Below are 14,041 nucleotides of genomic sequence, written 5' to 3'. Positions count from 1 at the left end.
GACTGCGAAAATGACGTTAAGAGGTGATAAGAATGTCTAAAGAAAAGATAAAAGTGTATCTTTACACCCGTGTTTCTACAACAATGCAGATAGACGGATATTCTCTAGATGCACAGAAAACAAAAATGAAAGCCTTTTGTGATTATAATGAGTATGAAACTGCCGGGGAGTATGAGGATGCAGGAAAATCCGGTAAGTCAATAGAGGGAAGAATTGCATTTAATCAGATGATGGACGATATCAAATCAGGAAAAGATGAAGTGTCTTATGTCCTTGTATTTAAGCTTTCCAGATTTGGAAGAAATGCGGCAGATGTTCTTGCAACATTACAAGTGATGCAGGACTTTGGTGTGAATCTGATTTGTGTAGAGGATGGAATAGATTCATCTAAAGATGCCGGGAAACTTATGATATCTGTTCTGTCAGCAGTGGCAGAGATTGAACGTGAGAACATCCGTGTTCAGACAATGGAAGGCAGGATGCAGAAAGCCAGGGAAGGTAAATGGAATGGTGGTTTTGCACCATATGGATATGCTATCATTGATGGAAAATTGGTAGTGAATGAGGAAGAGGCAGTAGCTATCAGAACGATATTTGACCAATATGTGAATACAGATCTGGGAGCGAATGGAATTGCTAAGTATTTAGAAAATCATGGAATCCATAAGATAGCCAGGCAGAATGGCAAAAATCCATTATTTGATGCTGCTCTTATCAGAAGAATTATACAGAATCCGGTTTATAGCGGTAAAATCTCCTATGGTAGAAGACGGACAGAAAAGGTTCATGGTACAAGGAACGAGTACAGACAAGTTAAGAAAGATGATTATCTGTTGGTAGATGGTTTACATGAAGCTCTTGTATCAGAAGAAGTATGGGAGCAGGCGCAGGTCAAGGTGGCGGCACAGGCTAAAAAGTACGAAAAGGTCAATCGTGATAAGAAAGAAAAGATACATCTTTTATCTGGAATTTTAAAATGTCCTGTCTGCGGTGCAGGAATGTATGGCAACAAGGCCATTAAGAAGCGCAAGGATGGAAGCCATTATAAGGACTTTTATTATTATGGCTGTAAACACCGGAATATGACCAGAGGTCATAAATGCGGTTATAAAAAACAGGTGCATGAAGAAATGCTGGATGCTTCTGTTGCAGAGGTGATCAGTAAACTGGTTAGCAATCCTAAATTTTCGGATTTAATACGCAGGAAGATAAATATGGAAGTAGACACAAGCGCATTAGATCAGGAAATAGCAAATTACGAAAAACAATTAAGACAGCTATATCATAACAAAGATACGATCTTGTCAGATATTGATTCTCTTGATTATGAGGATAAACATTATCAGCGAAGAAAAACAGATTTAGAGAACCGTTTGTACAAGACTTATGATAAAATAGATGAAGCAGAGGAATTGCTTATATCTGCAAAAACTAAGAAACGCGCTCTGCTGGCAGACAAGATTACCGGAGACAATATATACAAGGCACTCATTTTCTTTGATAAGCTGTATGCCAAAATGAACGAAGCTGAGAAACGAGAGTTCCTGTCACAGTTGGTGGATAATGTACAGATTTACGAAGAACGCAAAGAGAATGGTCAGTGGCTGAAATCCATAGAATTTAAGTTGCCGATTATAGAAAAAGAGTTTACACTAGGTTTGGATAACAATACACAAAATGAAACGGTATGTTTGATGTCAAAAGTACAGAAGTAAAAGTGTGAAAAAAGCTTGAAAATAAGGGGATTTTGAGTGCTTCTGGATAAATTAACGGAGCCTCAAAAACCAGTGAGTCCTGATAAATGGATACCTTGTTTTGTATTGTAAGTTTAGATTGCAGAAGCTTTTCTGCATTACAGATACTAGATGAAAGGAGAGCTGTGGTAGTTTTTGGAGCAAACACCACACAAGTTGATGATGCGTAACATAAATGAGTTAATAGGAATAATAAACGGCATTAGCTACGACGGTATTATCAATAAGCTAGAGGTAGCCGGATTGTCTTCGTGGGTGAACAAGAACAAGAACTTATCTTACGAGCCTAGGCAAGCTCAATTAATTTCACTGGTAGAACAAGTGCTTGAAGATGGAATCATCACAGATGAAGAACGAGAAATGCTTATAGATAATTGTAGTCAATATACAGCTCTTGAAACTGATTCCTCTGCGAAGATTTATGAACTTAATGGAATCATTGAAGGTGTTATTTGCGACAATGAAATCAACGAAAAAGAAGTGTGTCGCTTGCAAGAATGGATGAGAACTAATGAATCTTTCATTCGTGATCATAAGCCTTCTAAAATCATCTGTGAAAAAATAGATCGGATACTAGAAGATGGGATTGTTACGCATGAGGAACAAGAATCACTTCTAGAAATACTCAAAAAGAAATTAAACGATGCGCAGATAGAAACGAAAATAGGATACTTAAAAACCTGTGTCAAAGAAAGAAAAAATCTCGGTATTGATTTGATTGATTTATTGGATAATGCTGAAGCAATAGATATTATTCATAACCGTGCAGAGAGGGAACTGGGCATTGCGTTAAATTCGTATTCTGGTACCTATGTCCATGATCCTGAAATTGTATTTGTGTCTCTTGTTTTAATTGGCATGCTCTACTATGATGGAGCTTTTTATGAATCCGTAAGAAAAACTTACAAGAACTTGTACCAGCGGTATTCAGAACAAAAGGTAGAAGGGCTTATTCGAACATTATTAAATAATTACAGAATAAAGGATGATGTAACAGGAACAAAGACTCGTATTATCAATGTGGTATTAGCGGGATCTATTGTTCCAAGCTATTATCTGGGAGCATTCTTTGAGTTTATCTACGACATATATAAGTTAAATTTTAATAGCGATTTGCCTGATGATTTATATGGTGAGTTTCGGTTTGTTTATGATGGATTGCAGAATGTAATGCGTTCTGAAAGTGACGAACTTCAAGTTAATGTAACGAAGAAAACATATAAATTGATTAAATCAACAAAGCAGCTGATTACTAATCCTGTATATAACGATGCAGTTATTAAGCTTAGTATCATTATCGTTAGATTGATTGATAAATATATTTGGGACAAGGATAACGTTCTTTACAATCCATATTTGAAAAGAGGATATGAAGAATGGCTTTCAACAATTAATAGAGAAAAAGAGTATGGACATCGAAGCAAATCCGAACAATTAAGATCGCGTTGGGAACCAGAATATGTTTTGAATAGGAATATGGTTTATTTAGTTCCTCCGATTCATCGCGTGAAAGCTATATATGATTATCGAAGTATCAGAATCATTGTTAGGAATGAGGAAAAGGTCATTTATGATGATTATGTAGAAGATATCTGTGAAATCATTGGTGGGTATCAGATTAAGAATCCTGCAATTGAAATTTCTAATCCACTTGGAAGAGTTGTTTACCAGTTGGTAGCAGGAAATGAAGTGATTTATGAGAGCAAAACCAGATTGCATCGTAACTTCATTGTATTTGATGAGAGAGGGCAGGAACAGGCAAATAATAAAGACTATTCCGGGACAGCTGTTTTCTGTACGAAGAGTAAGGTTGATAAGCTGCATTTGTATTTTTCAGGAGAGTCATATTGCCTATCTTCATATAGTGCACACTTGGGAGATGCTGTTCTTGTCGATAATAAAGTTTTCAATTTTTCTGAGATGATCCGTCCTGGTGTGTTTGGTGAAAAATATGATGGATATTTCGTTGCGCAGGCTGATTGCAAGTTTGAAGTATTTAAAGATGAGGTATTCCTTGTTTTTGAAAGTGAGTTTACGGACAGTAGTTTTGAAATCCAAATTAATCAGCGCTCGTATAAAATGGATGCTTTTGAACATTCTACAGTTGAAAGAAAAGGAATCAATAAGTATTCGCTAAAACTTGATTGTTTAGATTCAGGAATTTATCAGCTAAGAGTGAATGCGCTACATTCTGGCAAAAGAATCAGTGTGTTACGTACTCAATTTGCTATAGATAAAAACCTTCATGTTGAACAGGTTGAGAACAACAAGAATTCATATATTGTTTCTGTGGAATCTGATTTGATGTCACAACCAATTTTTGATGAGATATGTATTCAGGATTTTAGAGAAGACTGGATTAAGTTAAATTGGAATAATCAGGAATATATTTATTATGTTCCATTCCGATTTCCGTTATACAGGATTGATAATGGAGATTGGAGACCATTTTCACAAGAAATTTGGATCGGTGATATTACTCAGGAAAGTTCAATTGATCTGTATGGATGCAAATATGACAAAATATGTTTACTAACCAGTGCTGGTCAAATCATTGAAGAAGCACCTGGGCTTAAGAATGAAGGAGTGTTTAGCAGATTCTCTGCAGGCTTCTTACTGTCATATAAGTCGAATTATGATTGCGTGGGAATAGTGTTGGTTGCAGAAGAACGCTTTCATGAGGGAATCTGGTGTTACAACAAATGTATTCTTGATGAGGATAAAACAACAGTTATTTATAGTCATGAAGACAAAGCTCTTGTTGTCACGCCGTGCTTTTACGGACAAGGGAATATTAGGTTTAAGATAATTGATGATGAGGATAATGTCGTATATACAAGTTCTGCTTTGGAAAAAGAAGTTCAAGAGAATGTATATGACTTATCATCTTTTATAAACTATAAAGTGATTTTCTTTGAAAAAGAGAGAGGACTTTCGCTCAAAAAAGAACGCATTTTAAAGGAATTTCCAATCGTCTTTTATGCGAGAGAAGATTTTGTAGGAAAATCCTTCAAAATTAAGGAAGTTTACTTTGATCAGTTTGTCAGAGGAGAGTTTCTAAGAAAGCGACATTACTTTAATACAACATATGTTTGTTTTAAAGAAATGATAAGTGGAAATGAATATATAGGTGAAGTATATGTAAGAACATACAATGGTGCGTTTATGTTGGATAACATAAATCCCGTTGATATTGAAATTTGCAGTGATGTTATAGATGGAATGATAGAATTATCTCTTACTAAGGATGGAGATGGGCTGTTGCTTGATTTCGATCATCATGGAATTATGAATTCGCTGGACGATGGCAAAGCTGTTGATATCTTTTCTTACAATATCGATATGAAGGGAGTTGAATCAGTGTGAGCAAGAGAAATCCTATTGAACGATCTCAATACATAAATAGTCAGTATAAAGAATATCTTAGGTCTTCTTTTGAATTTAAAACTCCAAAGTTACAAAAATTGTTTGAGCAACAATTGGAAGTTGAAGATTTATTTAAGGGGCCTTATGTCGATTTGAATTTGCCATTTAAAAGAGGAATGTCCTTGGATGAAATGATTGCAGATGGTGCAGTATGTAAATCATTTCGTAGATTGGGAGATATGAATTTTGAGAGGCCTTTATATTCTCATCAGGAAGAGAGTATTAGGCGTATTTGCTCTGGTCGAAGCGCAATTATTACAACGGGTACTGGTTCAGGAAAGACAGAGAGTTTCTTGTATCCAATTCTAAATGAACTGATGTCTGATGTTGAAAAAGGTAATATGGAAGTTGGCGTTAGAGCAATATTCTTATATCCAATGAATGCTCTTGTAAACGATCAGATTGATCGAGTAAGAAAAATACTCACACAGTGTCCTGAAATTACGTATGGATTCTTTACAGGGGAAACGGAAGAAAGCGTTCCTAAGAATTATCGTGAGAAATATGGTGCAGAGAATAATACTTTCATCCCTGAGAATGAATTGGTTTCGAGAGAAGAAATTAGAAAGAATCCACCACATTTGCTGTTCACGCATTATTCTATGCTGGAATATTTATTGATCAGGCCAAATGATTATTCAATCTTTACTCCAGAGAGGTTAAATAACTGGAAGTTTGTTGTTCTTGATGAGGCACATTCGTATTATGGCTCATTGGGAATCGAACTATCATTGTTGATGCGTAGATTGACAGGATTGGCTTCAAATAAACCACGCTTTATTCTAACCAGTGCCACGTTGGGTGAGCAAGGCAAATCTGAAAGCGAGATCGTAAATTTTGCTAGAAGCCTTACATCTGCAAGCTTTGATATTCAAGATATTATTTTCTCTAAAAGAATTTTACTATCTAGTTCGAAGTTGAGTTATACGATTGATGCAGGGGATTATTCTGAAATAAAGAAAGCGAAGAATGATATACAGACGGTTAGAACCATTGGAAATAGATACAAAAACGTAGATTCAATGGACTTGAAGAGTTACCTGTATGAATTGTTTGTAGGTGATAGAAACGTTTTCCATCTATATGAAACATTAAAAGATGGAAGTAAGAGCTTTAAAAGTATTCTTGCTAGCTTTAATAATCAAATAACATCTGAACAGTTGATAGATTTGATTGATCTCATCAACATGGCAGAAAAAGACGGGATAGGTATTTTTGATCTGAAATACCATTCTTTTGTGCGCCCATTAGCTGGTGCATACATCACTCTTGGAAACAATCCACAATTAAGCCTTACTAAAACTAATATGCTTGGTGATTTAAAGGCTTTCGAAGCTGGAAACTGTAGATATTGTAATTCACCATACATAATCGGAAAGATTCAGCGTAATGAAGGTGATGGGCTTGACTATCTCTATCAGAACAAGGAAGTTGATATTTATGAAAACTATGGAAATAACAAATTTGTAAGCATTGATTACTTCTTGTTGAGCAATGAATTAAATGAAGAGGAAGTTGACCGCGATATCCTTGAAGAGTATAAGGTTTGTTCAAAGTGTGGTGCGATTCATGTTGCAGGAAATTTAAATGCACGCCGATGTAATTGCGGAGACAGCCTTCAACATTCTATATTTAAAGTTCTCCAATCAAAGAAGGATGGAGAAGAAACGGCGTTCAATAATATAAATCAGTGCCCTTGCTGCGGTCACAAAGCAAGAGCAGGTGTTGTTAAGAGTTTGAATGTAGGAAAAGATGAGGGAACTGCACTGCTTGCTCAGATTTTGTATGAAGCAATTGATGATGGAACGGAGACTAAAAAGAAAACTGGTAAACTATCTTTGAAGAGAAAAGAAAGCATTCAATCAGAACCAGAGACGTCAAATGTAAAGCAATTTTTGGCATTTTCCGATAGTCGTCAACAAGCTAGCTTTTCAGCAGCTTTCTTGGATTCTAACCAGGTTAGAATGCTACAGAAAAGACTGATCTGGAAAGTAATTAAAGATAATCAATATAGAAATATTTCTGTAGATCAGCTTACTGCAACTCTTTCAGGAATGATTAAAGAAGGTAACTTATTTCAAAATGATTTAAGTGCACATAAAAATGCTTGGATTACAACACTTGTTGATCTATTAAAGGTTGATGGTTCGAATGATGCTGAAGGTTTAGGATTGTATTTCTTTGATGTTGATCTAACTGACATCATGTCTCAAGTTGACGAAGAAGACGTTGAAGCTGAATTTGGAGGATATAACATTACAAAGAAGGACCTGGAAACAATTATGCAGGTTGTATTTGGTATATTCAAAGTTGCACCTGCCATAAACTCGATCAAATCAACATTAACTCCAGATGAAAAGATGGAAGCTTTGGAATATAGAAGATTTGATAACTACGTAATGTTCAATTGCCCTAAGACAATAAATGGTGTTAGAAGTTTCTTACCTGTAAAGGGAAAGGGTAATATGGTTGTTCGTTATGTTCAGAAAGTTTGTGACTGTGACGAAGAATCAGCAAAAGCATTGTTGGAGGTTGTTTTTAACAACTTGGCCGTTGCGGGTGAATTGTTTAAGAAGCATGAAACTAAGGAATGCTATCAAATTGAAGCAAGTAAGTATGTAGTTAAGAATTATAAGACATCAAAATACTATATTTGCTCTAAGTGTGGTCGTTTGACTCCATATAATGTCCATAATAAGTGTGTTCAGGATAAATGTGATGGCACATTGAGTGAAGTAGATCCGGATGAGGCGCTTGCAACGAATTATTACAGAAGACAATATAAGACAAAGAAAATCGAAAGCATTGTTGTTAAGGAACATACTGCTCAGCTTGATCGAAAAAAGGCAAAGCAATATCAACAAGACTTTAAAAATAAAAAAATCAATATCTTAAGTTGTTCAACAACTTTTGAGATGGGTATTGATATTGGTAACCTTGAAACAGTATTTATGCGAAATGTACCACCATCACCTGCGAATTATGTACAGCGTGCAGGACGTGCAGGAAGAAGAAAAGATAGTGCAGCATACATTTTGACATACTGTGGGACTGGATCTCATGATTATACATACTTCTGTAGTCCGGAAAAAATGATTTCTGGTGTCATTAAGCCACCATATTTTAATGTAGTAAATCATAAGATAATCGTTCGCCATTTGATGGCTACATGTTTAGGATTCTTCTTTAGAATACACCCAGATTATTTCAGAAGTATTGATGAATTAGTCTTTGGAAAAGCATTAGAGGAATTTAAAAGCTATATTTCGAGTCATCCGAGTGATTTGAATACCTATATCAACGAGAAAATACTCCCTGGGGATGTATATCGAGATTATCACAACTTTAAATGGTTTGACGAAATCGAAGGCAATGATGAAAAGATGGAGCATTTTGTTTCAACAATTAAATCCATTGCAGAAGAGTATGAGAAGGCGAAAAAGGAAGCTGTAACAGAAGAAAACTATAAGGAAGCAGATTATTATCAAAGACAAATTGAGAATTTGCATAAGGAAAAGGTAATTGATTCACTTTCAAAGTACTGTGTCATTCCTAAATATGGCTTCCCGGTTGATGTTGTTGAATTGCAAATATATAAAGAAGGTATTCTGGATAATAGCTATGATTTGAGTCGCGATTTAAAAATTGCGATATCAGAATATGCTCCGGATTCAGAAATCATTGTTGATGGCAAAAAATATACTTCAAAGTATATTTCCTTACCTAAAACAGGAGAATATCCACGAAATTATTTCTGCACTTGTCCTAATTGTAAAAAGATAAATGTGTCTGTAAGTACAAGAACTGGAAATGAGTGCAAGTATTGTGGAGAACCTCTTGGTACAGTGGTACAAGAATTTTATATTGAACCAGTAAACGGATTTAAAACTGGTATCACGAAAGAAAGTACTCGTGCGAAGCCAAAAAGGTCATATGCTGGTGAAGTATCATATCTTGGTGGTGGTATAAAGGATGAGAATGTTGTTTCTTTATCAAATGCTATTACCATTGAGACAAGCACCAATGACGAGCTCCTTGTCATGAACAAGTCATCATTCAATATGTGTCCAGTATGTGGATATAGCGACATGGTAAAAGGAAAAGTAATTACACCTACATCATTAAAGAAACACAAGAATTACAGGCAATTTGATTGCTCTTGTGAAGAACTTACTCAAATTAAGCTTGGACATAGATTCCAAACAGATGTAGCTCGATTTACTATTCCTATGTTAGGATCCTTTACGAAGGAAGATTATGCGATTGCGTTGTCATTTATGTATGCATTTCTTGAAGGAATAAGTATTGGACTTGGGATTGAGAGAAATGACATAGAGGGTGTTCTTGAACTGAACCTAGAGCAGCATAGCTATGATATTTTGATCTATGACAATGTTCCAGGAGGAGCAGGTCATGTTAAGAGACTGGTTGAGAAGAACGCTGTAATAACATCTTTAAATGCAGCATATGCGAAAGTATCACAACAATGTTGCGATGAAAACACTTCTTGCTATAACTGCCTTAGAAACTATTACAACCAAGCAAATCACAGTAAATTAAAACGCAAGTATGCTCGTGATTTCATTGAAAGTCTATTGAGACAAATAGGTGTTAGACCTTAAAACAGTCTTTATAAGTATAAGGGAGAGTGTGTTTTGAAAGATGGCTTGGATGGATGAGATTGCTGAAAGGCATCATAAGAAAAAGGTGATACCGGGCATGGAGCCGACAGGGCATTATTGGTTCAATCTCGGAGCGTTCCTGCAGGAACAGGGGATGCGCGTAGTGTATGTGAATCCGCATCATATGGCGGAATGCTAAGCTGAGAGCAGTAGGATTAAAGAGGGCAAAGCCCCTGGTAAACAAAGCAGAGCATAGCGTTGGCAACCATGAAGCACCGGAAGCGGCAAGAGTAGAATTACGGCTTTTGCTGAACGATTATGAAATGTACAGCAAAAGGATGGATGATCTGATGCAGACGATCGAAGCTGCTCTGGCAGAGATACCATATATTGACACGTTGTTGGAGATCAAAGGAATAGGTATCACTACGGTGTGTGGATTTGTGGCAGAGGTGGGTGACATTGGACGTTTTGACAACCCAAAGCAGTTGCAGAAACTTGCCGGATATGCCATTGTCAGCAATGATTCCGGAAAGCATAACGGAGAAAGCCAGATCAGTTACCGTGGAAGGAAAAGATTGCGATACGTGTTGTACGAAGCAGCAATCTCAGTGATAGGGAAAAATGCTGAATAATCTGCGCCCCAATGAGCTACCTGTCCGGCGTAAGTGAGCCACGATGCCATAGAGGTTTTCCTTTTTTTTACTCATCTATCGGCATTCAAAAGATTTCTCCTTCTGATGAAGATTTGATGCAGCCAACAAATGAAATAGTTTTATAAAGAAATACCATGTAGCGAAATTGATCAAATTCAATCCAATCTTTTATGCCGCAAAATTCTAAGTTGCTGATTGATAAACCTGTTTCTTCGTACATTTCTCTTATCATTGAATCAACAACAGATTCATTGCTTTCTACATGGCCACCAGGAAAGATAAGACCCGTTGATCCGTCCGGTAGATTTTTCTTTTCAACAAGCACATTTCCATTGTTGTCATAAACCATGCACATATTTGTAAGTTCTACTGAAGTTTTTCTGTCCATTGCATCACCTCAATCTTTAACTGTTTCTAATATGTCCTCTATTCGACAATCGAGAGATTCACATATTTTCAATAGAACATCCGTAGTAATATTTGCACCTTTGCCTAACTTGGCAATGGATGCTGCACTGATTCCAGCAGCATCCTTTAAATCGTTTTTATTCATTTCTTTGTCGATTAACATTTTCCATAATTTGTTATAACTGATTCGCATTGTCTAACCTCCATTTAATCCGTTACATCCATAAGGAAACCGTAGCGTCCTGGCTCTAGTCCTTTAGTAAATGTGATAATATTTGTCCCTGTAGATTTGAAATCTATATTAGGTACATCTTTCATATTATCGAGAAGAATAATCTGACCACAGTCCTGATGATTAGTAAAGTATGTGTACAAAGATGCCCTCATGCTTTCTGGGGAAACATCTGAAATACCTTGATCTAGTCCAAGAAGTGGTGTATCAATCACGAGGAATCCAGGGTCGTATACAGCGTTCTCTGATAAGTACTGTCTGAATGACATTGCAATAATACTATTCAGGAAAGATGTGTATCCTTGACCATTGAAATTCTGCTTTTTACGACCATTGATTTCTACATCAAAACTTGACAAATTAAATCTTGCAGTCGTTAAGTTCGGAAAACTGCATTCGGTTAATGAGTCTTTAAGCAACTTATCTATTTTTTCTTGGAACTCCTTATCCAGTAGCTCTTTTGGATGATATTCTGATTCAGATTCTTCTTCGCTAGGAAGTTCTCTTAAATCCGTTTCCCAGCTTGTTGCAAAATCCGCTATTACACTTAATTCGTGCTGAATCTGAATATATACACGATAATCATCGTGCATTTTCTTTAAAGAATCCGCCTGTGGTTGAAGTTCCTCTTGGATGATTTTTTCTATATCGTCACGCTGTGTTTCAAGCTGTTTGAGTTGTGCTGCGATATCTTCTTTTTCGGCAAGAAGCTCTTTTTCTGTTTCAACAAGACCATTCATTTGGCTAGTAATCCTATGTAATTCTGCTTGAGCGGATTTTATATAGGACCTTTTGTTTTTGACAGGAATGGTTCCGTCACAAAATGGGCAGATGGTATTGTGTGCGACATTTTTCCTTTCTACCTCTCCGTTAACGATAAAAGAGAGGCGTTTTATGTCTGAAACATACTGACCTCGAAGGGTAGCATATCTTCCTTGCAGAAGATTGCATTCAGCTGCTTGCTCTTGAAGTTCCAATATCTGTCCAAGTATCTCTTTACTTGTGGAAGTTGCTGCCGATATTTTTTCTTCAGTTGCTTTTATGCTATCGATGATTTCCTGCATTTTTTCTTCTACATCGATACCATCAAAAAGAGCAAGTTGTTCTTCGAGATTTTTTTTCTTTTCTGATATTGCAACTATTTTTTTGTTTACATATTCTTCAACTGCTTTTTTTCTTGCTACACGAATTTCCTTTTTTGTCTTAGAATCTATATTTGCAAACTCTTTACCATATATGAGTAAGAGCAATGATGATAAAAATGCAGTTTTTTCTGTTCCTTGAGTCGGCTCAATTACAGATGTTTCCTTTACTATATCTGTTACATTGAAAAGAAGAAGGGGGAGAATAGTTCTCCAGCTCATTTTCTGTGTGTCAAAATATTTGTTCCTATAAATATATTGTCCATCCTCAATACCTATGGATGCCAATAATAAATCTCCTAATAATGGAGCAGGCTCCTTTTTCTTTGGGTTGAACTTTAAATCATAAGTACAACTATCATATCCGGGAACATTGGTAACAACTTCAACTTTGTTTTTACCAAATGAACGAGTAATCTGAATATTGCCCTTTGGGGTATGCAGGCTTAGTTCAATTGTTGTATATCCTAAACTGTCATCGAAAGGTTTGTTCTTTCCACCGAAGCAGAAGTCTATGCATTTGATGATGCAGGTTTTACCAGTGTTAGAACGGCCCTGGATTAAGTTCAGACCGGGTTGAAGTTCGACAAAGGAGTCGGTTTTGCCACTGCCTTTAGCAAGGACTTTTGTTATATAAAACTTGCTCATGCCTTCCTCCTTAAATCTTTAATTGCTTTGCAATTTATAAGCTTTACGATTTCTTCATCCGAAGATTCTGCAAATTTCTTGTGTACCTCTTTGGCTATTTCGAGGTATTGTGTTGCATAGTCGGATGATAGTGAATCCACATAATTTTTCCCTTTATCATTAAGAAAGTATGTGAATCCTTCTTCTGAGTGCCTTATAGAAATCAAACCACTCAGAACAAATTCTTTTATTCCTTCGTTACAGCTGGCTCTTTTTGATGCCAGTTCACTAAAGTTATAGTTACTATCTCCATGTAGATTTATATGGGATGCACCAAAATCTCTACCATAGATTGTTATGAAATCATACGCTGCAATACGGTCAACCGTTGCAGCTTTGGGTTGGATAGAAGATAGAACTAATAAAACACGAAGACCCGTTTCAAAGGATGAGTTAAATATCTCATTCATCAATATCTACCCACGATTTTATCTTCTCGTCATTTACCAGGATGTGGCAAATGCCTTTCTTTTCAAGATTTCCAATAAGACCAACAACGTTAATTAGGGCAGATTTAGTAAGCGAAATTGTAGTAATCCTATCAAGGACAGCTTTAAGTCTGTCATATCCTGTTGCATGATCTTCGTCATAATATGTATCTTCGATGCCTGCGTAAGCATCTTCTTTTAATGCTGTAAACTGTGAATCTCCATCTGCAAATGTTTCTCTTGCAACGTGCTTTACATATTCTGCTTGGTAGTAAGCTTTCCTTTGTGAGGAATAGTGACGTTGTAAATTTTTAGAAAGGGTAGGAATCATATCAGGAGTAATATCTCCAGCAGCTTTTCCTAGTTTTTCTGCATACACATCGCATAGGGCGTTTACATATGGCAGCTCTTCCGGGTTGAGTAATCCAGGCTGTACCAGTTCAACAGGTATAGATACCTGCTCATTTCCTAAATAAATAATGCTGTTTTGACTATCAAAACGAACATGATTGACAGGAGTATATGGAACGCCATTCTCATCGTATTCAATAGGTGAGTTTTGAACAAGATTGACATTTCCTCCTGGAAGGTTTGTTACATTAACATTATTCTGACCTGTTTGCTGTATCGATGGTGGAGCAGGGCTGTTGATTATTGAATTATTATTTTTATTCATTTGCCATCCT

Annotated in this window: 10 protein-coding genes; 5 read left to right on the top strand and 5 right to left on the bottom strand. The window is 36.3% G+C overall.

The annotated features are described in order from the left end of the window. Positions 1 to 32: 32 nt before the first annotated feature. From DXB73_RS01175 to DXB73_RS15115, 5 genes are all read left to right on the top strand, one after another. Entirely contained in the window at positions 33 to 1,715 is a 1,683-nt protein-coding gene (locus DXB73_RS01175) for a recombinase family protein (protein ID WP_118689871.1), read from the top strand. A gap of 174 nt (positions 1,716 to 1,889) precedes the next feature. Then, complete coding sequence (locus tag DXB73_RS01170; RefSeq protein WP_147354448.1) at positions 1,890 to 5,120, top strand: hypothetical protein; 3,231 nt, start codon at positions 1,890 to 1,892, stop codon at positions 5,118 to 5,120. After that, the gene (locus DXB73_RS01165) at positions 5,117 to 9,802 is read left to right on the top strand and encodes a DEAD/DEAH box helicase (RefSeq protein WP_118689869.1); all 4,686 of its coding nucleotides are present in this window, start codon (positions 5,117 to 5,119) and stop codon (positions 9,800 to 9,802) included. The genes DXB73_RS01170 and DXB73_RS01165 overlap by 4 nt, the downstream gene beginning before the upstream one ends. A 49-nt stretch (positions 9,803 to 9,851) precedes the next feature. After that, on the top strand, positions 9,852 to 10,001 hold the full coding sequence (locus DXB73_RS15120) for a transposase (RefSeq protein ID WP_347559503.1): 150 nt from the start codon (positions 9,852 to 9,854) through the stop codon (positions 9,999 to 10,001). 124 nt (positions 10,002 to 10,125) lie between these two features. After that, entirely contained in the window at positions 10,126 to 10,437 is a 312-nt protein-coding gene (locus DXB73_RS15115) for an IS110 family transposase (protein ID WP_347559502.1), read from the top strand. A gap of 85 nt (positions 10,438 to 10,522) precedes the next feature. On the opposite strand, the gene DXB73_RS01155 is transcribed toward DXB73_RS15115, so the two are convergent. The 5 genes from DXB73_RS01155 to DXB73_RS01135 are packed head-to-tail and all read right to left on the bottom strand — an operon-like array spanning position 10,523 to position 14,031. Next, positions 10,523 to 10,846 (bottom strand): NUDIX domain-containing protein, encoded by a 324-nt coding sequence (locus tag DXB73_RS01155; RefSeq protein ID WP_118689868.1) that lies wholly within the window; start codon positions 10,844 to 10,846, stop codon positions 10,523 to 10,525. Positions 10,847 to 10,855: 9 nt separating this feature from the next. After that, positions 10,856 to 11,059: a helix-turn-helix domain-containing protein gene (locus tag DXB73_RS01150; protein WP_118689867.1), complete on the bottom strand. Its 204-nt coding sequence runs from the start codon at positions 11,057 to 11,059 to the stop codon at positions 10,856 to 10,858. Between the two features lie 14 nt (positions 11,060 to 11,073). Beyond that, positions 11,074 to 12,888, bottom strand: a complete 1,815-nt coding sequence (locus DXB73_RS01145; protein WP_118689866.1) for an AAA family ATPase — start codon at positions 12,886 to 12,888, stop codon at positions 11,074 to 11,076. Continuing rightward, on the bottom strand, positions 12,885 to 13,337 hold the full coding sequence (locus DXB73_RS01140; RefSeq protein ID WP_118689865.1) for an ABC-three component system middle component 2: 453 nt from the start codon (positions 13,335 to 13,337) through the stop codon (positions 12,885 to 12,887). The genes DXB73_RS01145 and DXB73_RS01140 overlap by 4 nt, the downstream gene beginning before the upstream one ends. Then, a complete protein-coding gene (locus tag DXB73_RS01135; protein ID WP_118689864.1) occupies positions 13,330 to 14,031 on the bottom strand; it encodes an ABC-three component system protein in 702 nt (233 codons plus the stop codon). The genes DXB73_RS01140 and DXB73_RS01135 overlap by 8 nt, the downstream gene beginning before the upstream one ends. Positions 14,032 to 14,041 lie beyond the last annotated feature (10 nt).

This window comes from Clostridium sp. OM05-6BH (assembly GCF_003481635.1).
Classification (GTDB): domain Bacteria; phylum Bacillota; class Clostridia; order Lachnospirales; family Lachnospiraceae; genus Butyribacter.
Note: the sequence above shows the minus strand (reverse complement) of the source record. Positions and strands in the feature narration are given on the sequence as shown.

Bases quoted from the DNA above. Each gene is read 5' to 3' on its own strand.
- DXB73_RS15120 (WP_347559503.1), top strand. From the start codon at position 9,852: ATGGATGAGATTGCTGAAAGGCATCATAAGAAAAAGGTGATACCGGGC.
- DXB73_RS01135 (WP_118689864.1), bottom strand. From the start codon at position 14,031: ATGAATAAAAATAATAATTCAATAATCAACAGCCCTGCTCCACCATCG.
- DXB73_RS01150 (WP_118689867.1), bottom strand. From the start codon at position 11,059: ATGCGAATCAGTTATAACAAATTATGGAAAATGTTAATCGACAAAGAA.
- DXB73_RS15115 (WP_347559502.1), top strand. From the start codon at position 10,126: ATGTACAGCAAAAGGATGGATGATCTGATGCAGACGATCGAAGCTGCT.
- DXB73_RS01175 (WP_118689871.1), top strand. From the start codon at position 33: ATGTCTAAAGAAAAGATAAAAGTGTATCTTTACACCCGTGTTTCTACA.
- DXB73_RS01140 (WP_118689865.1), bottom strand. From the start codon at position 13,337: ATGAATGAGATATTTAACTCATCCTTTGAAACGGGTCTTCGTGTTTTA.
- DXB73_RS01155 (WP_118689868.1), bottom strand. From the start codon at position 10,846: ATGGACAGAAAAACTTCAGTAGAACTTACAAATATGTGCATGGTTTAT.
- DXB73_RS01145 (WP_118689866.1), bottom strand. From the start codon at position 12,888: ATGAGCAAGTTTTATATAACAAAAGTCCTTGCTAAAGGCAGTGGCAAA.